The organism is Achromobacter sp. MYb9, assembly GCF_002975275.1.
In the GTDB taxonomy this organism is placed as follows: domain Bacteria; phylum Pseudomonadota; class Gammaproteobacteria; order Burkholderiales; family Burkholderiaceae_B; genus Achromobacter.
Genome location: NZ_PCOQ01000023.1, coordinates 79,754 through 104,767, shown reverse-complemented (window position 1 = coordinate 104,767; position 25,014 = coordinate 79,754). Strand labels below are relative to the sequence as shown.

At 65.3% G+C, this 25,014-nt stretch carries 23 protein-coding genes and 1 tRNA gene; 8 read left to right on the top strand and 16 right to left on the bottom strand.

The annotated features are described in order from the left end of the window. Positions 1-864: 864 nt before the first annotated feature. From CQ050_RS25145 to CQ050_RS25095, 11 genes are all read right to left on the bottom strand, one after another. Positions 865-1,995 (bottom strand): M20 family metallopeptidase, encoded by a 1,131-nt coding sequence (locus CQ050_RS25145; RefSeq protein WP_105559539.1) that lies wholly within the window; start codon positions 1,993-1,995, stop codon positions 865-867. Between the two features lie 39 nt (positions 1,996-2,034). After that, complete coding sequence (locus tag CQ050_RS25140; RefSeq protein ID WP_105559531.1) at positions 2,035-2,940, bottom strand: alpha/beta hydrolase; 906 nt, start codon at positions 2,938-2,940, stop codon at positions 2,035-2,037. After that, positions 2,940-3,950 carry an ABC transporter ATP-binding protein gene (locus CQ050_RS25135; RefSeq protein WP_105559530.1) on the bottom strand — a complete coding sequence of 337 codons (1,011 nt, stop codon included), beginning with the start codon at positions 3,948-3,950 and terminating at the stop codon, positions 2,940-2,942. The genes CQ050_RS25140 and CQ050_RS25135 overlap by 1 nt, the downstream gene beginning before the upstream one ends. Then, complete coding sequence (locus CQ050_RS25130; protein WP_105559529.1) at positions 3,947-4,930, bottom strand: ABC transporter ATP-binding protein; 984 nt, start codon at positions 4,928-4,930, stop codon at positions 3,947-3,949. The genes CQ050_RS25135 and CQ050_RS25130 overlap by 4 nt, the downstream gene beginning before the upstream one ends. Next, positions 4,927-5,847 (bottom strand): ABC transporter permease, encoded by a 921-nt coding sequence (locus CQ050_RS25125; RefSeq protein ID WP_105559528.1) that lies wholly within the window; start codon positions 5,845-5,847, stop codon positions 4,927-4,929. The genes CQ050_RS25130 and CQ050_RS25125 overlap by 4 nt, the downstream gene beginning before the upstream one ends. Positions 5,848-5,853: 6 nt before the next feature. Then, positions 5,854-6,831: an ABC transporter permease gene (locus CQ050_RS25120; protein WP_006227256.1), complete on the bottom strand. Its 978-nt coding sequence runs from the start codon at positions 6,829-6,831 to the stop codon at positions 5,854-5,856. A gap of 45 nt (positions 6,832-6,876) precedes the next feature. Further along, the gene (locus CQ050_RS25115; RefSeq protein ID WP_105559527.1) at positions 6,877-8,508 is read right to left on the bottom strand and encodes an ABC transporter substrate-binding protein; all 1,632 of its coding nucleotides are present in this window, start codon (positions 8,506-8,508) and stop codon (positions 6,877-6,879) included. A 91-nt stretch (positions 8,509-8,599) separates the two neighbouring features. Beyond that, positions 8,600-9,571 (bottom strand): succinylglutamate desuccinylase/aspartoacylase family protein, encoded by a 972-nt coding sequence (locus CQ050_RS25110; RefSeq protein WP_199196927.1) that lies wholly within the window; start codon positions 9,569-9,571, stop codon positions 8,600-8,602. 93 nt (positions 9,572-9,664) lie between these two features. Further along, positions 9,665-11,278 carry an ABC transporter substrate-binding protein gene (locus CQ050_RS25105; RefSeq protein WP_105559525.1) on the bottom strand — a complete coding sequence of 538 codons (1,614 nt, stop codon included), beginning with the start codon at positions 11,276-11,278 and terminating at the stop codon, positions 9,665-9,667. A 401-nt stretch (positions 11,279-11,679) separates the two neighbouring features. After that, entirely contained in the window at positions 11,680-11,913 is a 234-nt protein-coding gene (locus CQ050_RS25100; protein WP_105559524.1) for a hypothetical protein, read from the bottom strand. Positions 11,914-12,063: 150 nt separating this feature from the next. Then, complete coding sequence (locus CQ050_RS25095) at positions 12,064-12,924, bottom strand: NAD(P)H-hydrate dehydratase (protein ID WP_105559523.1); 861 nt, start codon at positions 12,922-12,924, stop codon at positions 12,064-12,066. A gap of 117 nt (positions 12,925-13,041) precedes the next feature. Here CQ050_RS25095 and CQ050_RS25090 point away from each other — a divergent pair, with 117 nt between their 5' ends. Next, positions 13,042-13,875, top strand: a complete 834-nt coding sequence (locus CQ050_RS25090) for an enoyl-CoA hydratase/isomerase family protein (protein ID WP_105559522.1) — start codon at positions 13,042-13,044, stop codon at positions 13,873-13,875. 75 nt (positions 13,876-13,950) lie between these two features. Here CQ050_RS25090 and CQ050_RS25085 read toward each other — a convergent pair whose 3' ends face one another. Both CQ050_RS25085 and CQ050_RS25080 read right to left on the bottom strand, forming a co-directional pair. Next, positions 13,951-14,688 (bottom strand): enoyl-CoA hydratase-related protein, encoded by a 738-nt coding sequence (locus tag CQ050_RS25085; protein WP_105559521.1) that lies wholly within the window; start codon positions 14,686-14,688, stop codon positions 13,951-13,953. Continuing rightward, positions 14,685-15,656 carry a nitronate monooxygenase family protein gene (locus tag CQ050_RS25080; RefSeq protein WP_105559520.1) on the bottom strand — a complete coding sequence of 324 codons (972 nt, stop codon included), beginning with the start codon at positions 15,654-15,656 and terminating at the stop codon, positions 14,685-14,687. Before CQ050_RS25080 ends, CQ050_RS25085 begins: the two co-directional genes overlap by 4 nt. Positions 15,657-15,859: 203 nt before the next feature. Between CQ050_RS25080 and CQ050_RS25075 the strand changes: the two genes are divergently transcribed. The 4 genes from CQ050_RS25075 to CQ050_RS25060 all read left to right on the top strand — a co-directional run bounded on the left by CQ050_RS25075 (position 15,860) and on the right by CQ050_RS25060 (position 20,726). Continuing rightward, on the top strand, positions 15,860-16,483 hold the full coding sequence (locus CQ050_RS25075; protein ID WP_105559519.1) for a TetR/AcrR family transcriptional regulator: 624 nt from the start codon (positions 15,860-15,862) through the stop codon (positions 16,481-16,483). A gap of 95 nt (positions 16,484-16,578) precedes the next feature. After that, positions 16,579-17,727, top strand: coding sequence for an acyl-CoA dehydrogenase family protein (locus CQ050_RS25070; protein ID WP_105559518.1), 1,149 nt, complete (start codon positions 16,579-16,581; stop codon positions 17,725-17,727). Positions 17,728-17,877: 150 nt separating this feature from the next. Beyond that, a complete protein-coding gene (locus CQ050_RS25065; RefSeq protein WP_105559517.1) occupies positions 17,878-19,107 on the top strand; it encodes a CaiB/BaiF CoA-transferase family protein in 1,230 nt (409 codons plus the stop codon). A 65-nt stretch (positions 19,108-19,172) separates the two neighbouring features. Then, the gene (locus tag CQ050_RS25060; RefSeq protein WP_332007124.1) at positions 19,173-20,726 is read left to right on the top strand and encodes a 3-hydroxyacyl-CoA dehydrogenase; all 1,554 of its coding nucleotides are present in this window, start codon (positions 19,173-19,175) and stop codon (positions 20,724-20,726) included. Positions 20,727-20,808: 82 nt separating this feature from the next. Here the strand turns inward: CQ050_RS25060 and CQ050_RS25055 are convergent, their stop codons facing one another. Further along, a complete protein-coding gene (locus CQ050_RS25055) occupies positions 20,809-21,714 on the bottom strand; it encodes a cytochrome c5 family protein (RefSeq protein WP_105559515.1) in 906 nt (301 codons plus the stop codon). Positions 21,715-21,945: 231 nt separating this feature from the next. On the opposite strand from CQ050_RS25055, the gene CQ050_RS25050 reads away from it, so the two are divergent. Next, positions 21,946-22,020, top strand: a tRNA-Arg gene (locus tag CQ050_RS25050). Between the two features lie 91 nt (positions 22,021-22,111). Here the strand turns inward: CQ050_RS25050 and CQ050_RS25045 are convergent. Then, entirely contained in the window at positions 22,112-22,540 is a 429-nt protein-coding gene (locus CQ050_RS25045) for a tyrosine-type recombinase/integrase (protein ID WP_105559514.1), read from the bottom strand. Positions 22,541-23,091: 551 nt separating this feature from the next. Here CQ050_RS25045 and CQ050_RS25035 point away from each other — a divergent pair. After that, positions 23,092-23,331, top strand: coding sequence for a type II toxin-antitoxin system Phd/YefM family antitoxin (locus tag CQ050_RS25035; protein WP_105559538.1), 240 nt, complete (start codon positions 23,092-23,094; stop codon positions 23,329-23,331). Next, complete coding sequence (locus CQ050_RS25030; RefSeq protein WP_105559512.1) at positions 23,328-23,723, top strand: type II toxin-antitoxin system VapC family toxin; 396 nt, start codon at positions 23,328-23,330, stop codon at positions 23,721-23,723. The genes CQ050_RS25035 and CQ050_RS25030 overlap by 4 nt, the downstream gene beginning before the upstream one ends. Positions 23,724-24,402: 679 nt before the next feature. On the opposite strand, the gene CQ050_RS25020 is transcribed toward CQ050_RS25030, so the two are convergent. Continuing rightward, positions 24,403-25,011: a glutathione S-transferase family protein gene (locus tag CQ050_RS25020; protein WP_105559510.1), complete on the bottom strand. Its 609-nt coding sequence runs from the start codon at positions 25,009-25,011 to the stop codon at positions 24,403-24,405. Positions 25,012-25,014 lie beyond the last annotated feature (3 nt).

Here is a 25,014-nt window from a genome sequence, read left to right as displayed (position 1 = left end):
GTCGGGTGGGTGGCGCGCGCCCACGATTGCGGTCCGGAGCCTTCGCTCCGGACGTGCCTCGGCGGCCCCCCCCTTCGTCATCTTCGTTGCGGCCTGCGGCCGCTGCCTTCAGATTCCCTCGGGCGCATCAAGGTTGCGCGCCACCCACCCGACCCCGGCGACGAGCTGCGCCGTCTTGGTTTGCGCGCTGCTAGAGCGCGACTTAATGACGAGGTTTGCGGGGCCCGCCTCAAGCGTCCGCGCGGGCGGACGCTTTCTGCATACGCGCCGTCATTACGTCGGTGCGATAGTCGCTTGCGCGCTGGTAGGGAGTGGTTTTCTATTGGCCCCCGCAGTCAGGTGGGGGAGGTGGAGCGACGGGTGGCGCGCGGCAGATAGCTGCTTGCTTGGATAGACTCGGACGCGCGCCACCCGTCTAAAAGGGAGGGCGGTGAGGCTGTGGGCGTCTGTTGAGAGGCCAGCGTTGCAAGGGTTTTTCGATGCTTGCTGCGAATGCGCGAAGCGTCAAAAGCAACGACGCAAGACGATGCGTAAGCTCCCAAAGGCCGCCCGCGCGGCCGGCCGGGAGCGGGCCCCGCAAGACCATCCACCCCACCCCTTTGTTGACGAGAACGCAAGCAAACCGTTCTCCCCAGCGGTCGAGAGATTGCGACTGAATGAGCCCGGCACGGCGGTCCCCCGGCGAGTGCGGGGAGTCGATAAGCCCCAGGGAATCTGAAGGAGCTGCCGCAGGCAGTGACGAAGATGACAAGGGGGCAGGCCGGAGCGAAGGCTCCGGACCGCAATCGTTGACCCGCACTCGCCGGGGGACCGCCGTGACGGGCGCCTTAAGAACCCCAAAAAACCGCCAAAAAAACTACCGCTTCAAGCCAATTCCCGAAGCAACAATTCCCAGAACTTCAACCGCTGTTCGAGCGTCGACACCAGGATATATTCATTCAACGTGTGAGCGCCGTCGCCGTCCGCGCCAAGGCCGTCCAACGTGGGGATGCCCATTGCCGACGTGAAGTTTGCGTCGCTGCCGCCGCCCGTCATCGGCGCGTCTTCCAGCAGGAAGCCCGCCCGGTCGGCATACCCCTGCACCAATGCCAGCAGTGCTGCCGCCGCGTCCGTCTTCACCATTGGCGGACGGTTCAGTTCCACGTTGATGTCCAGTTCCACGTCCGGGCCCACTGCGCACAGCTCGCGCATCCGGCGCAGCACGTCTTCCGCGGCGCCCATGTCGGGCACGCGGAAATCCACCACGCAACGGCACAGGGCCGGCACGGTGTTGGTGACGGTGCCGCCGGCGATGGTGCCGACGCTGACCGTGATGCCGCGGTCGTAGTCGGTCATCGCTTCCAGCGCCAGCACCTGATGCGCCATTTCGCGGATCGCGCTGCGGCCCTTTTCATGCTGCATGCCGGCGTGCGCGGGGCGGCCTTTGACGTTCAGGTTCAGCATGCCCGTGCCCTTGCGCGCCGTCACGCACTTGCCGCCGTTGGGGCGGGCCGGTTCGCAGACCAGCGCGTACTTGGCGTTGGCGGCGAAGCGTTCGATGTGCGCGCGCGAGGCATGGCTGCCGGTTTCCTCGTCGGGCACCACCAGGAAGTCGACGGGCAGTTGCGTCGCGCCGGGGCGCGCCACGCCGGCCAACGCCGTCAGCGCCAGGTAGATGCCTGCCTTCATGTCGTAGCTGCCGGGGCCGTAGAGGCGGTCGCCCTCGATGCGGACCGGGTTCTCCAGCAGCGTGCCGACCGGATGCACCGTGTCCATGTGAGCCAGGATCAGGATGCCGGGGCGGGTGTCGCCGGGGGCGCGGTTGGTGGCGTACAGCAGCGGGCCGGTGGTGGGGCCCAGCGACGACAGTTCCACCGTCAGGCCGGCGGCGGCCGCGTAGTCGGCGATGATGCGCGCCATCGCGGCGATGCCTTCCGGAAAGTTGGACGGCGATTCGCATTGCAGCCAGCCCTGGATGCCGGCGACGATCTGTTCAGTGCTCTGAGTGTTGGACATGGCGGTATCGGTAATCAGCAACGGAAATTGGGAAAGGGGTCAGGCGACCTGCTGGCCGGCCAGGCGGGCCAGTTCGGCGTCGTCGGGCATCTTGCCGTCGAACCACAGGCTGGCGCACACGGCCGACATGGCGCGGCCATCGTGGCCGATGCCGGGCACCACTTGCAGCGTCCAGCCGAACGGCACGCCGCGGCGTTCGGCTTCCTGCTTGCCGAACGCGTAGTAGTTCTGCGCGCGCGCGAAACGGTGCGGGCCCTGGCGCATGGCAGCGGGTTCGGACGGCAGGTTGGGGTCGTCGGTCGCGATGTCCTGGTCGCCCGCCAGAATGGTCATCGGGTAGGCCAGCAGCTTCACCAGGTGCTCTTCGGTCAGGCCGACGCCATCCATGCCTTCGGGGAACGGATGGTCGAAGGTCGGCAACGTGTACCAGCCCGGGTTGCCGGCCGCGACGGCCTTGAACGGCGCGTGCGACTGGCTGCTCATCAGGCGGTGCACGAATTGGCCGCCAGCCGAATGACCGAACAGGTAGACGTTCTGGCCATCGGTGATTTCACCGGCGATCATGTCCTTGATCACGTTGCCGACCAGCGCGTAGGTCCAGCCGTCGATGTGGCGCGGATTGCCGCCGGCCGAGAACACGCGGCCGTTGTTGTAGCTTTCGACGCCGGGCCAGATCTCGTTAGAGAAGGTCAGGGCCACGATCAGCAGCTTGTGCTTGTCGGCCGCCTCGACCCAGAAGTCGCGGTATTCGTCGCCGTTGCGCAGCACGCCGTGCTGCACGATGACGACCGGGCGGTCGGGCGTGTAGCCATACGGGCGGTACGTCTGCAGCTTGAACGGTCGGTCGGAATTGCGGTCTTCATCCACGTAGAGGATGGCATTGCGGCCTGCATGGCCCATTTCGATGGCGATGCGGTCCGCGTTGGACATGTCGGAGGGTTTCATCAAGCGCTCGCTTCATTCAGGTGGCAGGCCGACCAATGGCCCGCCGAGATTTCTTTCAGGACCGGCGCCTGCTCGCGGCAACGCGGCATGGCGTGGGGGCAACGGGGGTTGAAGGTGCAGCCCGGAGGCGGGTTCAGCGGCGACGGGATCTCGCCCTTGATCGGCGTGAACTTGCGGCCGCGGCGGGCCACGTCCGGCACTTCGGCCATCAGGGCCTGGGTGTAGGGATGGTTGGCGCGCGCGAAGATCTCGGCCGACGTGGAGATTTCCACGATCTTGCCCAGGTACATGATCGCGACGCGGTCCGAGATGTGCTTGACCACGCCCAGGTCGTGGCTGATGAAGAGATAGGTGAAACCATGCTGTTCACGCAAGTCCATGAACAGGTTGATCACCTGCGCCTGGATCGACACGTCCAGCGCGGCGACCGGCTCGTCGCAGACCAGGAACTTGGGCGCCACCATCAGTGCGCGGGCGATGCCGATGCGCTGGCGCTGGCCACCCGATATCTGGTGCGGGAAGCGGTCGCGGTATTCGGCGTCCAGGCCCACTTCCTTCAGGGCCTGGTCGATGCGGCCGGGGATGTCGGCGGGCGGCGCCAGCTTGTGGACCTTGAGTGATTCGCCCAGAATCTGGCGCAGGCGCTGGCGCGGATTCAGCGAGGCCTGCGGGTCCTGGAAAATCATCTGCACGCCCAGCGTGTAGGCCAATTTTTCAGCGCCGCGCAGGCGCACGGCGTCCTGGCCCTGGTACCGCAGTTCGCCTTCGGTCTGGCGGTGCAGGCCTGCAACGACGCGGCCCAGGGTGGACTTGCCGCAGCCGGACTCGCCCACCAGCCCGACGACTTCGCCGCGCTTGATGGACAGGTCCACGCCATTGACGGCATGCACCGTGCGGCGGTCGATGGGCCGGCCGGTCAGGGCCAGGATGCGTTGGGCCAGGTCGGGACGTTGCTCGAAGCGCTTGTGGATGTTCTTGAGCTCGATGACGGGGGTATCGGCTTGGCTCATGCTTCTTGTGCCTCGCGGGCTATCGGCACGTAACAGCGATAGCTGCGCGGACCTTCTGTGGTGACGGAGGGGGCTTGTTCGGTGCACCGCGGGATAACCTTGGTGCAGCGCGGACGGAACGCACAGCCCGAGGGGCGGCCGGCCAGGCTGGGCGCCATGCCGTTGATCTGGTGCAGACGCGCGCCGGGCTGCGTCGCGCCCGGCATCGAATCCAGCAAACCCTTGGTATAGGGGTGGCGCGGCGATTCCAGCACCTGCTCGACCGGGCCGCTTTCGACGATGCGGCCGGCATACATCACGGCCACGCGGTCGGCCAGTTCGGCCACCACGCCCAGGTCGTGGGTGATCCAGATCAGCGCAGTGTTGTGCTCGCGGCAGATCTCCTGCATGCGGTAGAGGATCTGGCCCTGGATGGTGACGTCCAGCGCGGTGGTGGGCTCGTCGCAGATGATCAGGTCGGGCTTGTTCAGCATGGCGATCGCGATCGCCACGCGTTGGCGCATGCCGCCTGAGAACTCGTGCGGATAGCTCTTCAGGCGCTTTTCCGGCGACGGGATGCCCACCATCGCCAGTGCCTCGCGGCAGCGTTCTTCGGCTTGCGCGCGCGACACGTTTTCGTGCGTCAGGATGGCTTCCATCATCTGCTCGCCGATGCGCAGCACCGGGTTGAGCGTCATCAGCGGATCCTGGAAGATCATGGCGATGCGGTTGCCGCGCAACTGGCGCATCTGCTCTTCCGTGAGTTTGCGCAGGTCGGTGCCCTTGAACTTCACTTCACCGTCCACCACTTCCCCGGGCGGGTCGATCAGGCCCAGCAGCGAGAAGCCCGTGACGGATTTTCCGGAACCCGATTCGCCGACCAGGCCCACGATTTCGCCGCGGCGCACGGTCAGGTCGACGCCGTCGACGGCCAGGTACGCGCCGGCCTCGGTATGGAATGCGGTGCGCAGTCCGCGCACATCAAGAAGAATGTCGCTCATGCTCGTCGGGGGTCCAGGCTTTCACGCAGGCGGTCGCCCACGATATTGATGGAAAGAATCAGCACCAGCAGCGCAATGCCGGGGAACAGGCTGATCCAGTAATCGCCGGACAACAGGTATTGGAAGCCGTTGGAAATCAGCAGGCCCAGCGACGGCTCGGTGATCGGCACGCCAACCCCCAGGAAGGACAGCGTCGCTTCCAGTGCGATCGCGGTGGCGATCTGGATGGTGGCGAACACCATGACGGGGCCCAGGCAGTTGGGCAGCAGGTGGTAGATCATGATGCGCCAGGCCGGATAGCCCAGGTTGGCCGCGGCTTCCACGTATTCCTTGCGGCGTTCCTGCAGCGCGCGGCTGCGCATGATGCGGGCGTAGTGCCCCCATTGCACCAGCACCAGCGCCAGGATCACCTTGTCGACCCCGCGGCCCAGCACCACCAGCAGCACCAGCGCCACCAGGATGGTCGGGAAACCCAGGATGAAGTCGACGATGCGCATCAGCACGGTGTCGACCAGGCCGCCGACATAGGCGGCGATCAGGCCGACCGCGCCGCCGACGGCGGTAGCCAGGACGACGGCGGACAGGCCCACCATCAGGCTGATGCGCAGGCCATACAGGATGGCGCTGAGCATGTCGCGGCCCTGGTCATCGGTGCCGAGCCAGGCGATGCTGCCGTCCATCAGGGCCTGGCGCGGCGCCAGGCGGCCGTCCATCAGCGACAGGTTGGCCAGGTCGTATGGGTTCTGCGGCGCGAAGTAGGGGGCGAAGATCACCAGGACCACCAGGATGGCCAGCGCGATCGCGGAGCCGCGCACTGTGGGGCGCGCGCGCAGTTTCTTCAGGATGGAGGCGCGCTGGGGCGTCTCAGCCAGGGGCTGGACGGTGCGGGTGCGGCCGGGATTGGGAGAGTTAGCCATGGCGGATTATTGAGCGGGGGTCACGAGCTGCACGCGCGGGTCGAGCGCGGCGTACAGGATGTCCACAACCAGGTTGATGACCACGAAGATCAGGGTGACCAGCATCACATACGCGACCACCACGGGGCGGTCCAGTTGGTAGACGCTGTCGATCAGCAGCTTGCCCATGCCGGGCCACGCGAACACGGTTTCGGTGATGGTGGAGTAGGCGATCAGGCTGCCGAATTCCATGCCGATCACGGTCACGACCGGGATCAGGATGTTGCGCAGGATGTGGCGGCGCACGATGCGCCCGGGCTTGACGCCCTTGGCGCGGGCGAACTTCACGTAGTCCTGGCTGCGGGCCTCGACCACGCCGGAGGCGGTCAGGCGCAGTACCAGCGCGATGTTGGCCAGCGCCAGGTTGATGGCCGGCATGATCAGGTGCGACCAGCCATCGGCGGTCAGGATGGACAGGCGCACGCCCAGCACGGTAACGGTGTCGCCCCGCCCGGTGGCCGGCAGCCAGCCCAGCCACACGGCGAACAGCAGGATCAGCATCATGCCCTGCCAGAAGTTCGGCAGCGAAAAGCCCAGCACGGACGACGCCATGATGCCGCGGCCCAGGTAGTCGTCGCGGTACAGGCCGGCGACCAGCCCCAGCGGGATGCCGACGACACAGGTCAGCATGATGGCGACGAAGACGAGCTCGAACGTGGCGGGGATGCGTTGCACGATCAGTTCGACGGCGGGGATGCCGTGCACGAAGGACGTGCCCAGATCGCCGTGCAGCGCGCGCCACAGGAACCCGGTGTACTGCTGCCACACGGGCAGGTCCAGGCCCAGGCGGGCGATCATCGCCTCGCGGGCGGCCTGGCTGGCTTCAGGGCTGACCAGCAGTTCGATCGGGTCGCCCACGGCATACACCGCGAAAAAGACCACGACCGATACGGCCAGCAGTACGAACAGACTCTGGATCAGTCTGCGCAGGATGAACAAGGCCACGTGATGATTTCCTTGGTGGGCTCAGGGTTTGCGGGCGCCGCGTGCTTACTTGGCGGGCTTGGCCGACATGGCCAGGGTGTACTGATCGGCCCGGCCTTCGTAGGCCAGTCCCTTCTTGAACGCCCAAATGCTGCTTTCGAAATGCAGGGGAATGCTGGGCAGGTCGGCCAGTGCAAGGGTCAGGGACTGTTGCAGCAGCTTTTCCCGCTCGGCCGGGTCCACCGTGACCAGCGCGCGCTTGAACACGCCGTCGAACTCGGGGTTGTCGTAACCGCCGTAGTTGCTGGTGCCCAGGCCCTGCGCCTTATCGAACCGGGTAACCCAGTATTGTAGGAAAGACGAGGCTTCGCCGGTCTCGGAGGACCAGCCGCCCATCGCGAAGCTGAATTCGCGCTTGGCGCGCTTGGGGAAATATACCGAACGCGTCATGGCGTCCACCGTCGCCTTGATGCCCACGCGCGACAGGAACTGCGCGACGGCTTGCGAGATCTGCGCGTCGTTGATGTAGCGGTCATTGGTGGACGAGACGGCCAGTTCGAAGCCGTTGGGGTAGCCGGCTTCAGCCAGCAGCTTCTTCGCGCCTTCCGGGTCGTACTTCAGTTCGGGCGGGTGGGGCAAGGTGCCGAACATGCCGTCGGGCAGGAACTGGTTGGCCGGCGTGGCGGCGCCGTCCATGATGCGGGCGGCGATGGTCTTGCGGTCGATCGCCATCGATATGGCGCGGCGCACGCGCACGTCCTGCAAGGGGTTCTTGCCGTCGGCGGCCTTGACCGTCGGGCTGGGGCTGCGCGCCACGTCGAACTGGAAATACACCACGCGCACGGACGGCGTGATCACGTACCCGTAGCCGGGCGTCTCCGAAATGCGCTTCACGTCGCGCGCGGCGGGATTCTCGATCAGATCGAAGTCGCCCGCCAGTAGACCCGTCAGGCGCGGCCCGGCAGCGGGCACCGGCACCAGCTTGACGGCTGGCCAGGCCGGTTTGTCGCCCCAGTAGCCGTCGTTGCGGACCAGTTCGATGGCGGTCCCTTTCACGTAGGATTTCAGCGTGTAGGGGCCGGTCCCGATCACGTCGCGGCCGCCGTTGAAGTCGGCCACCGTCGGCCAGGGGCCGGTCACGCCGCACTTGTTTTTCAGGTCGAAGGTGATGGGACCGTGTTCGACGATGCCGCTCCACAGCATGGCGGTGCGGGTCAGGTCGTTGGGCAGCAACGGGTAGGGCTTGTGCGTCTTGATGATCAGCGTGTTGCCGGCGCGCGCTTCGATGCTCGCGAACTTCTGGACAACGGCCGGGTACGAGCCGCCGATGCCCTGCTCGTTATGCATCACGCGGCAGAACGTGAAGATCACGTCCTGCGCCGTGAAGGGCTGGCCGTTCGAGAACTTCACGCCGTCGCGCAGCTTGAATTCCCAGGTGGTGTCGTCCACCGGCTTCCAGGCCGTGGCCAACCGTGGGATCAGGTTCATCTTGGCGTCCTGCCCCACCAGCGTCTCGAACATGTGCGAGGTCATCGCGTCGTTCGGCGTGGCCTGATGGTAGTGCGGGTCCATCGACGTGGGCTCGGACGACAGGCCGATCTTCAGGGTGGAAGGCGGGGTCTGGGCCTGGACGGCCACCGTACAGGCGGCAAGCGTGCAGGCCAGCAATGCGCTGCGGATGAATACCTGGGCTGACATGTTTTTTCCCTAGTTGTTATGGGTAGTGCCGGTAGTGCTGAAAGGCGCCTCTTTGGCGGGCGCTGCTCTCGTGTTGAATCGGGACGGCGGATCAGGCGATAGGCTGGGCCAGGCGGACGACCGTCACGCCGGGCCGCAGATTCGCGGTGGACGGCATGATCAGCACGCAGTTGTCGTAGGGCGTGGCGACGGCTTCGCCTTCGGACCAGCCGATCACGGTGCCGGCGGCGGCCAGCGTTTCCAGGCCCTTCCAGGGCTCCGCGAATCGAAAATCGGCGCTCTTGGCGGCGACCGCATGCGTCACGCGCAGCGCGCGCTGCGACGGGGCGCTGGGGGCGACCCAGCCGGCGGGCAGGTCCGGGGCGTCGACCGTGCCCGCTTCCAGCAGGAAACGCGCCATCTGGTCCACCGCCACGCCGCGCGCTTCGGGCGCGCCATGGAAGCCGCATTCGATCAGCAGGGACCGCGTGCCATTGTCGCCGGCTTCGCCGAAGCGGCCGTAGTCGCGCATCCGCACGCCAGCGGCGTGGCCGGCGTCGGCGATGATGGTGGCGGGGTTGCCCAGCGCAAGCGCCAGGTCGATATTGCGCTGTTCCATGCCGGTCAACTGTAGCGGCACGTCGGAATTGCTCATGGAATGAAAGTCCAGCAACCAGTCGGACTGTTCGACCCATGGACGGATCTGCGCGGCGCGGCGGCGTTCCTGGCTGATCGGCACGGTCAGCTTGTCGTCGCTCCAGACGCGGTTCATGTCTTCGTCGACAAAGCGCGCGGGGGCGTAATTGGCGGAATCGAAGCGGTCGAACGCGTCCAGGTTACAGAAGGCCAGCGTCAGCGAACCCCGGCGAGGCCGCAGCCCGGCCGTCAGTGCTTCTTTCAGGGCCCAGGCGCCGCACAGCTCGTTGCCGTGGATCAGCGCGCTCAACATGACGCGCTTGCCTGGCACGCCGGAATCGAAATGCCAGACGCCCGGCGTATCCGTATTGCCCAGGCGTTCGGCCGACAAATCCGGACAGGCTAAAAGAAAAGGGCGCGGACGGGCCGCGGGGGTGGGCGTGGGCATGGCAACTCCGATGAAGCGGGGGAATTGTATAGGGTATCCGACCAAAAAAAACGGCTGCACAGGGCAGCCGTTTTCTGGTTCAGACGCGGTGGATCACTTCTTTTCAGGCGTGACCGAGGTGGCCAGCGTGTACTGGTCGCGGCGGCCTTCGTAGGTAATGCCCTTGCGGAAGGCCCAGATGCTGCTTTCAAAGTGCAGCGGGATCAGCGGCACGTTGTCCAGGGCGATCTGGGTGGATTCCTGCAACAGCTTCTCGCGCTTGGGCGCGTCCACCGTCACGATGGCCTGCTTGTAGACCTTGTCGAAATCGGCGTTGGAGAAGCCGCCGTAGTTGCTGGTGCCCAGGCTGTTGGGCGAATCCAGGGACGCAACCCACAGCTGGAACAACGCCGAAGCTTCGCCCGTTTCCGCCGGCCAGCCGCCCATCGAGAAGCTGAACTCGCGCTTGGCGCGCTTGGGGAAATAGATGGATGCCGTCATGGCGTCCACGTTGGTCTTGATGCCGACGCGGGCCAGATACTGCGCCACGGCCTGGGCAATCTGGCCGTCATTGACGTAGCGGTCGTTGGTGGACGACAGCGTCAGTTCAAAGCCGTTCGGGTAGCCGGCTTCGGCCAGCAGCTTCTTGGCGCCTTCCGGGTCGTACTTGATTTCCGGGGCCTTGGGCAGCGCGCCGAACATGCCGTCGGGCATGAACTGGTAGGCCGGGGTGGCCATGCCGTCCATGATGCGGGCGGTGATGGTCTTGCGGTCGATGGCCATCGAAATGGCCTTGCGCACACGCAGGTCCTGCAGCGGGTTCTTGCCGTCGGCGCTCTTGACGAACGGGCTCGGGTTGCGGGCCACGTCCGGCTGGAAGAACACCAGGCGGGTGGACGGCGTGGCCACGAAGCCGAACTTCGGGTTGTCCTTCAGGCGCGGCAGGTCGCGGGCGGCCGGGTTTTCGATCATGTCGAAGTCACCGGACAAGAGGCCGGTCAGGCGCGGGCCGGCGGAGGGCACCGGCACGAACTTCACTTCCTTCCAGTACGGCTTCTCGCCCCAATAGTTCTCGTTGCGGACCAGCTCGATGCCGGTGCCCTTCACGTAGGACTTCAGGGTGTAGGGGCCGGTGCCGATGGAATCCTTGCCGTTGTTGAAGTCGGCAACGGTGGGCCAGGCGCCGGTCACGCCGCAACCCTTCTTCGGGTCGAACGTCAGCTTGCCGTGCTCGACGATGCCGTTCCAGACGATGGGCAACGAGCGGGCCAGTTCGGCGGGCATCAGCGGGAAGGGCTCGCCGGTCTTGATGATCACGGTGTGCGCATCCGGCGTCTGGACGTCGGTGATGCGCTTGGTCATGTCCATGTAGGACTGCGACACGTTGGTTTCGTTGTTCAGCGTGCGGCAGATCGTGAACAGCACGTCTTCAGACGTGAACGGCTTGCCGTTCGAGAACTTGACGTCGTCGCGCAGCTTGAATTCCCAGGTCAGGTCATCCAGGTTCTTCCACGACTTGGCCAGCTGGGGCGTCAGTTTCATGTCGGCGCTGCGACCCACCAGCGAACTGTAGACGTGCGCGGAGAACGCGTCGTTCTGCGTCATCTTGTGATAGTGGGGATCCGCCGAAGTGGGTTCGGCCGACAGGCCGATCTTCAGCGTCTGGGCTTGGGCGGCAGCCAAAGGGATGGCGGCGGCCACAAGGGCCAGGGTGGTGCGCAACTTCATGATGACAACTCCGGATGGATAACGAACCGGATCGTGCCTGAAGCGCCATCGGGCGCGCCGGGCGGACAGCAGGGGTCGGCAGGGCACGCGGAGTTTTGGCGCCAGGCACGACGGCAAGGGGCCGATTATCGGTAGGGGGTTCGCGCGCTGTCAATGCAGAACGGCGAATCGGGCGCTAGGGAAAACGCCGAGAGGAAGGTGCGGCAAAAGGGCCGGGAGGGCGTCGCGGGGGCTCCCAACAGCATCAATGGGAGCCGGCGCGGCGCGATGGCGCCGGTGAGGGGCGGGCGCCGAAAGCCCGCCACACGGGAAAACCGGACCAGCCGGTCAGGCCGTGCGACGGCAGCGCGCAAGCCTGAATCGCGGGAGATCGGTCGCGATTCAGGCCCGCGCAGCGGGACTTACCACTGAGAGCCGGAGAAGCGCGAGCTGGCGGCGCGGGCCTTGTTCATCGAGTCGTTCACTTCGTCGATGAAGGCAAAGACGCTGGCAACAGCGGCGATCACGGTTTGGCCAGCCTTCTTCAGGTTGGTCAGCGGGTGGGAATTCGGTTGGTTCTCGAGAGCGCCGCGGAGCAGGTCGCGCTCCAGCGCGTCGGTCAGGCGGGCAGTGCTATTCAAGGTCAGTTCGCTCATGGTCTTCTCCAGTCCGTTTCGTCTTGGGGTAAACCATTATAGGGATAACCCTAAATTAAAAGCAATGACCTTTTAGGGGAAAACCCTAGTATGTTGTAAAAATGTTTATTTCACGGGGACTTAGCCCGGTTTGACGCCCCGGAATGCCCCTCAGCGGCCATTGCGCAGGGCCCGCGCGGCATCCGCCAGCTCACCCGCGGTAAGGCCGATCGGGCCAATGCCGTGCCCCGCCAGCGCATCGGCCGCGGCGCCGTGCAGCCAGACGGCTCCCGCCACCGCTTGCTCGAACGGCAGTGCCTGGGCGATCAGCGACCCCAGCATCCCTGCCAATACGTCCCCGGTTCCAGCGGTGGCCAGGCCGGGGTTGCCGCTGGTGTTGGTCCGGCGGCTGCCGTCGGGCGAACAGACGACGGTGGCGGCGCCTTTCAGCACCACCCAGGCCCCGAAGCGTTGCGCCAGTTGCCACGCCGCGTCCCGGCGGTCGGCTTGTACCTGGGCAGCGCTTAGCCCCAAGAGGCGGCCGGCTTCGGCGGGATGCGGGGTCAGCACAACGGGGCCGGGCCCCCAATTGGGTTTGACGTCGCCCTGGGCCAGCAGGTTCAGGCCGTCGGCGTCCAGCACCAGCGGCGCGCCGCGGCGCAGCACGAACAATTCCGATAGCGTGTTGGCCGCCAGGGCGGTCGTGCCGATCCCGCAGCCGGCGACCCAGGCGGTGATGCCCCACTCGCCCTCCAGCAGCGACCGGGCGTCGCGCAGCATCAATTCAGGTTGCAACGGGTCGCAGGCAAGCGGCGAGGCCTCTTGGGCGAAGCCGACCAGCACCTTGCCGGCGCCGGTTTTCAGGGCGGCGCGGGCCGCAAGCAGCGCCGCGCCCGCCATGCCGGGGCCGCCGCCCACCACGCCGACGGTGCCGAAACTGCCCTTGTGCGTGTCGACGCCCCGGGGGGCAAACAGGGCCGGCAGGCTGGCGCGGTCGATGGGGGCGCCGGCGGACGGGGCGGGGGTGTTCATTGGCTGAAGCTCCTTCTGGGTGGCGGCGGGTGGACGCCGGCGTATCCACTATAGTGCCCAAAAACGCGCCGGCCCCAGGCTTGCTCCATTGGTAATAAAGACAACGCGGAGAAGACAATGACTGATATCACGCTGCAACACTATTCGGCCTACGAGTCCCTGAAGCTGCGCCGGCATCCCGGCGGCGTGCTGGAATTGATCATGGGCGCCAAAGGCGGCCAGCCGGGCAAATTGTCCACGGCCGACGACCGCATGCACCGCGAGCTGGCCGACATCTGGCGCGACATCGATACCGACCCCGATACCCGCGTGGTGGTCATCCGCGGAGAGGGCAAGGGCTTTTCGGGTGGCGGCGACCTGGATCTGGTGCAGCAGATGGCCGACGACTTCGACGTGCGCACCCGTGTCTGGCGCGAGGCCCGCGACCTGGTCTACAACATCATCAATTGCAACAAGCCCATCGTGTCCGCCATGCATGGCGCGGCCGTGGGCGCGGGGCTGGTGGCGGGGTTGCTGGCCGACATCTCGATTGCCGCGCGCGACGCGCGGATCATCGATGGCCACACCCGCCTGGGGGTGACGGCGGGCGACCACGCGGCCATTGTCTGGCCGCTGCTGTGCGGCATGGCCAAGGCCAAGTACTACCTGATGCTGTGCGAAACCGTCACCGGCGAGGAAGCCGAGCGGATCGGGCTGGTGTCGCTGTGCGTGGACGAGGCCGAGCTCATCCCCCGCGCCTTCGAGGTCGCCAACAAGCTGGCCGCCGGTTCGCAGACCGCCATCCGCTGGACGAAGTATTCGCTGAACAACTGGCTGCGCATGGCGGGACCGACCTTCGACGCGTCGCTGGCGTTGGAATTCATGGGTTTTGGCGGGCCTGACGTGAAGGAGGGGGTCAAATCCCTGCGCGAACGCCGCGCACCCAACTTCCGGGCCGATTCGCCATTTTGAGCCGAGGGGTTGCGCCCGGCGGGCCTCGACGTGCAGCACGCCGGGGCCGGCCACGCGCAACCGCTCGTCGCGCCGCTATTTCTTGAAGAACTTCGCGAATGCCGCCTGCGCCTCTTCGGTTTGCAGGCGGGCGCGGAATTGCTGGGCTTCGTAGTCCAGCGTTTCCTGGATGACCTGGCGGTCGGCGCGTTTCATCATGGCCTTGGTCAGGCGCAGCGCGGCCGGCGGCTGACGCGCCAGATCGGCGGCGGTGGCCTGGGCCGCCGCCAGCGCCTGGCCCTTGGCCGTGACCGATGTCGCCAGACCGGCTTCGTGCGCGTCGCGGGCGGAAAACGCCTTGCCCTGCAGCAGCCATTCGGCGGCGCGGCGTCCGGCCAGTCGGGGCATCAACAGGCTGGATGCGCCTTCCGGACACAGGCCCAGCGCCACGAACGGCATGCGCAAGGTGGCGCCTTCGCCGATGTGGACGAAGTCGCAATGCTGTAGCAGCGTGACGCCGATGCCGATAGCGTAGCCCTCGACCGCGGCGATCACCGGCACGTCGGCCGTGGTCAGTGCCCGCAGGAACGTCAGGCCGGCGCTGTCGCCCGCGCCGCGTTCCGCCTGGAAGTCGCGCAGGTCGTTGCCGGCGGTGAAGTGTTCGCCCGCGCCGGTCAGGATCACTGCCGATACCGACGGGTCGCCCGACGCCAGCGCGATTTGTTCAGACAAGGCGGCGTATGTGGCCGTGTCCAGCGCGTTGCGGCGGTCCTGGCGGTCGATGGTGAGCGTCAGGACGGCGCCCTCGCGGGCGATTTTCAGGCCCGCGCTCATGCGTAGGTCCTGCCGGCCAGTTGCGCTTTGGCGTCTTCGTACTCGCGACGCAGCGTGTCGACGATCTTGCGGGTGGGTTCGACGCTGCCGATGCCGCCCACGCCCTGGCCCGCGCCCCAGATGTCTTTCCACGGCTTGACCCGCGACGACCCGAAGTTGGAGGCGCCGCTGTCCGGCTGCGGCAGGTTGGCCGGGTCCAGCCCGGAGGCCGCGATGCTGGCCTTCAGGTAATTGCCGGGGATGCCGGTGAAGAACGGGGTGTACAGGATGTCGGAAGCGCTGGCATCGACGATGGCGGATTTGTAGCCTTCGCTGGCGTTGGCTTCTTCGCTGGCGATGAAGCGAGTACCCATATAGGCGAAGTCCGCGCCCATGGCGAGCGCGGCCAGCACGTGCGCGCCGGAGGTGATGGCGCCCGACAGGATCAGCGGGCCGTCGTAGAAACGGCGCACTTCGGACACCAGCGCGAACGGGCTCAGCGTGCCCGCATGGCCGCCGGCGCCCGCGCAGACCAGGATCAGCCCGTCCACGCCGGCCTCAAGCGCCTTTTCGGCATGGCGAATCGTGGTGACGTCGTGGAACACCTTGCCGCCCCAGTCGTGCACGCCTTTGACGAGGTCGCCGGGGGCGCGCAGGCTGGTGATGATCAGCGGCACGCGGTGGCTGGCGCAAACGGCCAGGTCCTGTTCTAGGCGGTCGTTGGACTGGTGGATGATCTGGTTCACGGCGAACGGCGCCACCACGGCGCCGGGGTTCGCTTCACGGTACGAGGCCAGCCCGGCCTGCACTTCGTCCAGCCAGTCGGTCAGCAGGCTTTGCGGGCGCGCGTTCAGGGCGGGGAACGACCCCACGATGCCACTGGTGCACTGGGCAAGCACCAGCGTCGGGTTGGAGACGATGAACATAGGGGCGCTGATGACCGGCAGGGACATCTGGCCATACAAATCTGTCACGAGAGAGTGGGGCATAGCGTCGTCGCGTTGTGTTCAGGTCAGTCCAGAAGGGGCCGCCTGCAGGCAGGCTTGAGTCCCCGAGGCGGATGTGCCTATAATTACCTACCGACCGTCCGGTAATTAATTAATCTTTATTTAACGGCATGCGCCGAACCGCTGTCAATGCAGGCCCACCCGGGCCCTTGCCGGCCTGCGGCGCGGCCCTTTCAAAGGCTGCCATGGCGACCTCTGCTCCTCCGGCCCTGAAACGCGCCCGCGCCGGCCGACCGCCCACGCTGGCGGCCCCGCGCGAACGCATTCTGGATGAAGCCGCCAAGCTTTTCGCGCAAAGCGGTTACGACGGCAGCTCCGTGTCGGACCTTGCCGCCGCCATCGGCGTGTCCAAGGCGGCCATTTACCACTACTACCCCACCAAGCAGGACATCTACGACGCCATCATCCTGGTCGTATTGAGCGGGCTGACGCAGACCGTGGGCCAGGATGTCGACCGCGCCGAGGGCGCCGCCGCCCGGCTGCGCGCGTTCATGGTCGGTCACGCCCGGTACTTCGAACAGCACCACGCCAAATTCGTGACGATGCTGATCGGCTATTCCGGCATGGCCTTGCCTGAACGCGAAGACGCCGCCAGGCTGCGCGACGGCTACGAGAAACGCCTGCGCGAACTGATTGCGCAGGGCGTGGCCGATGGCACGTTCCGCGCGCTGGACGTGGCCGCCACCGGCCGCGCCGTGCTGTCCATGCTGAACTGGATGGTGCGCTGGTACAAGCCGGGGCAGGGCGACAGCGCGGAAACCATCGCCGCCGGCTACTTCGACCTGCTTGTTGGCGGCATGCGCGCCTGAGCGCCGCCGCCGGGATCCGCATTGCCCATACCCAATCGCCGTATCAGATTTTCCTGCCTCATCCGTCGCATCCCTTTCTTTTTGAGACTTCCATCATGGCCCTGGACACCGAAACCCTGAACCTGCTGTTGGACGCCGTGCGTCGCTTCGTGCATGAACGCCTGATTCCCGCCGAAGACGAACTGGCCACCAGCGGACAGGTTCCGCCCGACATCGTCAACGAAATGCGCGAACTGGGCCTGTTCGGCCTGTCGATCGCGCCGGAGTTCGGCGGCCTGGGGCTGACGATGGAAGAAGAAGTGCGCGTGGTGTTTGAATTGGGCCAGACCTCGCCCGCTTTCCGTTCGCTGGCCGGCACCAACATCGGCATCGGCTCGCAGGCCATCGTGCTGGCCGGTACCGACGACCAGCGCACCCGCTACCTGCCCAAGCTGGCCAGCGGTGAACTGATCGGCTCGTTCGCGCTGACCGAACCCGACGCGGGCTCCGACGCGATGGCGCTGCGCCTGTCCGCCGAACGCGATGGCGACAGCTACGTGTTGAACGGCACCAAGCGCTACATCACCAACGCGCCGATCGCCGGCCTGTTCTCGGTCATGGCGCGCACCGCGCCCGAGCGTCGCGCCAATTCGATCTCCTGCTTCCTGGTCGAAGCCGGCACGCCGGGTCTGAGTATCGGCAAGCCCGACAAGAAAATGGGCCAGGCCGGCGCCCTGACCAGCGACGTGGTGTTCGATAACTGCCGCGTGCCGGCCAGCGCGCTGCTGGGCGGCGAAGAAGGCAACGGTTTCCGCACGTCGATGCGCGTGCTCGACAAGGGGCGCCTGCATATCTCGGCGTTGTGCGTGGGTATTGCCGACCGCCTGCTGGCCGACGCCGTCAAATACGCGATGGAGCGCAAGCAGTTCGGCCAGCCGATCGCCGAATTCCAGCTGATTCAAGCGATGATCGCCGACAGCCAGGCCGAACTCTACGCCGCCCGCTGCATGGTGCTGGACGCCGCCCGCATGCGTGACCGCGGCGAAAACACCACCATGCAAGCCGCCTGCGCCAAGCTGTTCTCGACGGAAATGGTGGGCCGCGTCGCCGACCGCGCCGTGCAGATCCATGGCGGCGCGGGATATATGTCGGAATACGCGGTGGAACGCTTCTATCGCGACGTGCGCCTGTTCCGCATCTTCGAAGGCACGTCGCAGATCCAGCAACTGGTGATCGCCCGCGAAACGATCAAGGCCCATTCCTGATCGGAAGAATGGCGGGTTGCTCGCGCAACCCGGGCTAATATCGCATATGACGCGCCAGCGGCTCGGACCGCTGGCATGACAGACTCCAGTCTGGCTTGCGCTGGCCGCCAGCCGGACGTTTTCATTTCCCATCTAGCGAAAAGAACACCGATGTCGCAACGTCCCGCTCCCCTTACCGGCATACGCGTGCTGGACCTGACCCGCGTGTTGGCGGGCCCCTGGTGCACCCAGAACCTGGCCGACCTTGGCGCCGAGGTGATCAAGATCGAACGTCCCGGCGCTGGCGACGACACGCGCGCCTGGGGGCCTCCGTACCTGAAGGACGAAGCAGGCAACGACACCACCGAAGCCGCCTATTACCTGTCCGCCAATCGCAACAAGCTGTCGGTGGCGTTGGATATCGCGTCGCCGCGCGGCGCCGAGCTGGTGCGCGAACTGGCCTTGCAAAGCGACATCCTTGTCGAGAACTTCAAGGTCGGTGGACTGAAGAAGTACGGCCTGGACTACGAAAGCCTGAAGGCCATCAACCCGCGCCTGATCTATTGCTCGATCACCGGCTTCGGCCAGACCGGCCCCTACGCCAGCCGCCCCGGCTACGATTTCATGATTCAGGGCATGGGAGGGCTGATGAGCATCACGGGCGAGCGCGACGACCTGCCCGGCGGCGGCCCGCAAAAGGCCGGCGTGGCGGTGGCGGACCTGATGACGGGCATGTATTCCACGGTGGGCATCCTGGCCGCGCTGCTGGAACGCGCCAACAGCGGCCTGGGTCAGCACATCGACATGGCGCTGCTGGATTGCCAGGTTTCGATGCTGGCCAACCAGAACCTGAACTTCATGACGTCGGGCGTGGCGCCCAAGCGCGCGGGCAATGCCCACCAGAACCTGGTGCCCTACCAAGTGTTCGCGGCGGCGGACGGCCACCTGATCGTGGCGGTCGGCAACGACAGCCAGTTCCGCAACTACTGCGGCGCGATCGGCTTGCCGGAACTGTCGGCGGACCCGCGTTTCTCGACCAATCCGCAGCGCGTGAAGAACCGCGCGGAGCTGGTGCCGCTGTTGGCCGAACGCATGGCCACCGGCGCGCGCGATCACTGGCTGGCCTCGCTGGAAAGCGTGGGCGTGCCCGCCGGCCCCATCAATACGCTGGACCAGGTCTATGAAGATCCGCACGTGCTGGCGCGCGGCATGAAGCTTGAACTGCCGCACCCGGCTGCCGCCCGCGTGCCGATGGCGTCCAGCCCGCTGAAATTCTCGGACAGCCCGGTCGAGTACCGCCGTCCGCCGCCCATGCTGGGCGAACACACCGCGCAGGTCCTGGCTGAAAAGCTGGGGCTCTCGGCCGAAGACATCCAGGCGCTGGCCCAGAGCCAGGCCTGAGCGAAGACAAAGCGGCATGGCGCCGCTTTGTTTTCCCTGCGCCCCGCCACGCCGCGGCGCACACGATCCATTCCAATAAAGGCAGGAGAAAGTTGATGACGGAGATTCAAACCATCGGCGTCGTGGGCGCCGGGGCCATGGGGCGCGGCATTGCGCAGATCGCGGCGCAAGCCGGTTTGCGCGTGCGCTTGTACGACACCAGCGCCGACGCGGTTGCCGCCGCGCGCGAATCGCTGCGCCAGACGTGGGACAAGCTGGCCCAGAAGGGCAAGCTCACCGCCGCCGACGCGCAGGCCGCGCTTGAGCGCGTGGAGTCCGCCACGGCGCTGACCGACATGTCGGCGTGCCAACTGGTGGTGGAAGCCATCGTCGAACGCCTGGACGTCAAGCGCGACCTGTTCGCCGCCCTGGAAGGCGTGGTGTCGGAAGACTGCATCCTGGCGTCGAACACGTCGTCGCTGTCCATCACCGCCATTGCTGCCGCCTGCAAGCGTCCGCAGCGTGTCGTGGGTTATCACTTCTTCAACCCGGTGGCGTTGATGAAGGTGGTGGAAGTGATCGACGGCCTGCGCAGCGCGCCCGAAGCCGGCGACGCGCTGGCCGCGCTGGCCCGCCGCATGGGCCACACGCCCGTGCGCGCCAAGGACATGCCCGGTTTCATCGTGAACCACGCTGGCCGCGGCATGAACACCGAAGGCCTGCGCGTGGCGCAGGAGGCCGTCGCCACCTTCGCGCAAGTGGACGCCGTCATGCGTGAGCAGGCGGGCTTTCGCATGGGCCCGTTCGAACTGCTGGACCTGACCGCGCTGGACGTGTCGCATCCGGTGATGGAGTCCATCTACCGCCAATTCTTCGACGAGCCGCGCTTTCGCCCGTCGCCGATCACCACCGTGCGCCTGGCTGGCGGCCTGATCGGACGCAAGGCCGGCGAAGGCTTCTACGTCTACGCCGACGGCCAGAAGCAGGTGCCGGCCGAGCCGCCCGTGCCGGCGTTGCCGGAAGGCCTGAAAGTGTGGGTCAGCCCCAAGCACGCGGAAGGCTACGCGCGCGCATCGGCGCTGATCGAAAAGCTGGGCGCGACGCTCGTCACGGGCGCCACGCCCGACGCCGATGCGTTGATCGTCGTCACCCCGTTTGGCGACGACGTCTCGACGTCGGTGTCCGCGCAGGGTCTGAGCGCGGGCCGCACGGTCGGCCTGGATACGCTGTATGCATTCGACGGCGCCAAGCGCCGCACCGTCATGGTGTCGCCAGCGACCGAGGGCAAATGGCGCGACGCCGCGCATGCGCTGCTGGCCGCCGATGGCGTGCCGGTGACCGTGATCCAGGATTCGCCGGGCTTCATCGCCCAGCGCATCGTGGCCATGATCGTCAATATCGCCAGCGATATCGCGCAGCAGCAGATCGCCACGCCGGAAGACATCGACCAGGCCGTGACGCTGGGCCTGGGCTATCCGGTGGGTCCGCTGGCGCTGGGCGACAAGCTGGGCGCTGACCGCATCCTGGAAATCCTGAAGAGCATGCAGCGCGTGACGGGCGACCCCCGCTATCGCCCCAGCCTGTGGCTGCAGCGCCGCGTGCAGTTGGGTCTGTCGCTGTTGAAATCGTCGGCGGAATAACACCCGACGACATGCCGTTAAAGCATGGCGGAAAAAAAAGCCCCTTGAGCGATCAAGGGGCTTTTTGCTGGGCCAGCCGGATTTACTTGGCCGCGTCGACCATGTATTGCACGGCCGCGCGGATGTCGTCTTCCGAGGCGTTGGCCGCGCCGCCCTTGGGGGGCATCGGCGGCTTGCCTTGCATGGCGACCTTCACCATGGCGTCCATGCCGGTCTTGATGTACGGGTCCCAGGCGGCCTTGTCGCCGAACTTGGGCGCGTTCGCCACGCCGGTGGCGTGGCAGGCGAAACAGACGCTCTTGTAGAGCTTTTCACCGGCCGGATTGACTGCGGCGGTGGTCTGCGGCGCGGCGGGCGCGGCAGCCGGAGCCGGAGCCTGTGCGGCCGCCGCAGGGGCGGCTGCGGCAGGAGCTGCTGCCGCAGGCGCGGGAGCGGCGGCGGGGGCCGCAGCTGCTTCCTTCTTCGCGCCGTCCTCGGCGGGAGCGGCCGGTTCGGGCAGCGAGGCGCCGGACTTGTTCGCCATGTAGACCACGGCGCGCGCGACCTCATAGTCGGACAGCGTGGGGTTGCCGCCCTTGGCGGGCATGCCGCCCTTGCCGTGCAGGGCCACGTTCAGCATGGTGTCGTAGCCGGACTTGATGAACGGCGCCCAGGCTGCGTTGTCGCCCATCTTGGGCGCGCCGGCGATACCGGCGGTGTGACAGGCTGTACAGACCGCGGCAAAAACCTGCTCGCCCGTCTTGAAGACCTTGGGGGCGTTGGCGTCGACCAGCGCGAACCCCGCAACCGGCGCGATCCGTTTGGTGACGGCTTCTTCGGTGAGCGTATCGGAACCGGCGCCGACCTTGGTGCCGGTGACCACCATATTCACCAGGAGGATGATGATGGCGATTGGAATCACGAAAGATAGAACGATCGTGACGACCAGTTGCTTGGGGGTCTTGATGGGGGAGGAGTGCTCTTCTATGTGTTCCTGCTCGTTGCTCATGACCAAATCCTGCTAACGGGTGGGGCGCCTGGCGGCGGCAACAGAAAATCAGTAACTGCACAAATTGGCGAACCCGTGACGCATCCGCCTGCAAGCAAACGCTGGATTATATAACGGTGTCAGGGACGCTCGTCCAATGACTGTGACGGGGTTTTCGATGAGATTGACAGCTGATTTGATCCACTTCATGCACGCTAGCGAAAACTAGGTACAATGTCGCCTCCTTGCGCTGCGCCCGTAGTTCAATGGATAGAATGAGAGTTTCCGAAGCTCTTGATACAGGTTCGATTCCTGTCGGGCGCGCCACAGAATCAAGGACTTACGTTTTTTTGGGCCCGTTTTTGGGCCCGCTTTAGGCCCAAATCGCGCAAATCTACGCGAGTTCGTCAGAGTCCTTTTAGGCCTCTGGTGGGGGCAAATGCTCCGCATATAGCGCTGCCTCCCGGATTCCCAGCGCGGCAAGTGTAGGGCGCAACACCTTTCGGACCGCATCCGCCGTATCGACGAAAGGCTTTCCTGTTTCAGGATTCAGGAAGACATGGCCCCCAGGTTCAAACGTGAGTTGCCTCTGGCGTCTGATAGCTTCCAGCGCCGGTCCCTGTAGGTCCACGTCGCGCGACTTGTACGTCTTGGTGGCTTTGTTGTGGCGCCTCACGAGTGCCCGGTCGATCCGGATTTGCTCCCTGGAAAGATCCACGCGAGGCCACTGAAGAGCGATCTGCTCTGACGGCCTCACACCGGTAAAAAACGCGACTTCGAAATAGTTGCGCCAGATCGCATTGAAGTGTTCGTCGATGTGTTGGACGACTTGGAGCACTTCTGACATGAGCAGCGGATCTGGCTCTGGATCTTGGCCTTTACGGCTTTCAATCTCAGCGTGATGTTCTCCGGAACTTTTCTCATCTTGAACGCCAAAGCCCAAACTTGCCGAGCTGGCGTCATGACGTTGTTGAACGTCTTGGCCGCCATGCGTGGAAAGTCAGCTACGTCCAACGCGAGCTCTTCATGGGAGATCTCCGCGATTGGGCGATTTCCATACAAAGGGCGCCACCGCGAGTTCAAGAGGTTCTCGTACTCGCTGAGCGTCGTTGCCGCTTTGTGGCTGATGGGCGAAGTAATCGGCTTGGACATGAGCAAGTGGTGGAAGGGGAGGGCTGGATACCTGAAATCATGCGCACCCAGTCCCTTCTGGTCGCAATGGCCGTGGAACACCCAATTGGAGAAATGGAGTAACAAGGAGCATGCCCGCCGGGGCACTCGGCGGTGGCCTCGATGAGAACAAGAGCGGACGGGCGTTCGGATAATTCTAAAAATGACTATATAAAATGGTCTTTTCTGATAAAATGACTATACGAAATGACCACCTGGGGGCGCATCATGCATAGTCACCAACGCGTATCAAAGACCGAATTCAAGGCGAAGGCGTTGGAGTTTTTTCGGCAAGTGGAAGCAACGGGGGAACCCATCGTCGTGACCGATCACGGCAAGCCCGCGTTGGAAATTCGCCCCTACCGGGCGATGGATCGGGATCCGCTGGCGGTGCTGCGCGGGTCCGTCGTGCGGTTTGATGATCCGCTGTCGCCGATTGGCGAGGACTCGTGGGAGGCCGCTCAATGATCGTGCTGGACACCCATGCATTGGTCTGGTGGGTTTCGGGCGACTCTCAGCTCAGTCGTGCTGCACGGGAGGCAATCGAGGCAGAGGGCCAGGACGGCGAGATCTTGATCTCGGCTATCACTGCGTGGGAAGTGGCAATGCTGGTCAAAGCTGGCCGCCTTGCTTTGACCATGGACGCGACGGCTTGGCTGGATACCGTTGTCCAGGTTCCGGCTGTGCGCTTCGTGCCGGTGGATGTGCGGATTTCGGTCCAGTCGGTTGAGCTTCCTGGCGAGTTTCATAAAGACCCGGCCGACCGATTCATAGTGGCTACGGCGCGCCACCTGTCTGCGCCCCTGGTCACTGCCGACTTGAAGATCCGGGACTATCCGCACGTTCAGACTATCTGGTGAAGCTACCCCGCCAATGCAAAAGGCCGCCCAATGAACTGACCCCCAGAAGTTGGACGTAGATCCAACCTTCGGGGGGGTCAGTTCACAACGGGCGGCCTTTTTTGCTGGAATTCAGACAAGAAAATGGGCATCTAGCGGGGCTAGGACGGGGAAACAAAAGATGCCCTGCTGCCGAAGCTGGAACACTGCGGCTGTCGCAGCGGGTAGCGCGGCTTGGGGAATGTGAAGGTGGGTACGCCCTTGTAGTCCTTCGCCGAGGATCTCGGCCCTCACCAATGACGCGTCTCCCGACGCATCTGCGTCGAGGAGCCATTCGTTCAGCAACGCTACATATTGTGTAGCGGGGACAGTCTTCATTTCTTCCATTGCCTTTGCTCCTAAAGGATCTGACGAGGATCCTCTGGCGAGGAACATCGGTTTTTATTGTTGCTCTGTGACATGACTTTTGCGTGAACGTCTCTCTGAAGGACTGGCTCAAGTTCTACCGGCTGCCCTTGTCCACCAGCATTTTCGGTATAGATTTCCGTATGGAAGCGCGCGTGGGAAATCGCCACGTAGTAGACGTCGCGCTGCGTGGTGCGGCTAAAGCTCTCGGAGTTGATAAGCGCGCGATCGCATGTCAGCCCCTGCGCACTGTGGCTCGTTGATGCATATCTTGCGTGACAGGCCCGTCGTTGCTTCAGACCTCGCCTTGCATCGCCGGCCGGGCCTTGACCGTGCTCAGCCAGGTCTGCACATTCGGATGGGCGGCCACCGGCGCACCCAAAAAGGCGGTGTAGCCGACCACCGACGCCACCACCAGATCAGCCAGCGAGTACTTGTCGCCCACTATCCACGGCTGGCGCGTCAGATGCGCATCCAGCAGCCCCAACAGCGAATCCAGGTCGGCGATGGCCCGCTCGGCCTGGCGGGCATCGCGGCTTTGCTCGTCGCCATGGGCGACGGCATACAGGCGCGAGATCACCGAGCCATACGTCACATAGGCCCACGTGCACCACGACATGGCGGCCAGTCGCTGCGAAGTGCCGGCTGCGGGCCACAAGCCCTGCTCGACGCCCCAACGCTCACCCAGCCACAAGTGGATGGCCAGGGCTTCAAACAGCGGCGCACCGTCCACGGTCAGCGTCGGCACCTTGCCGTTGGGGTTCAAGGCAAGAAATTCCGGGCGGCGTTGCTCGCCGGTCCGGATATCCACCTTGACGCGTTCGTGCGGGACCTGCAGTTCGGCCAGGGCGCAGGCGATGGGCGAAGCGCTGGACTGGGGGTGCCAATAGAAAACGATAGACATGGA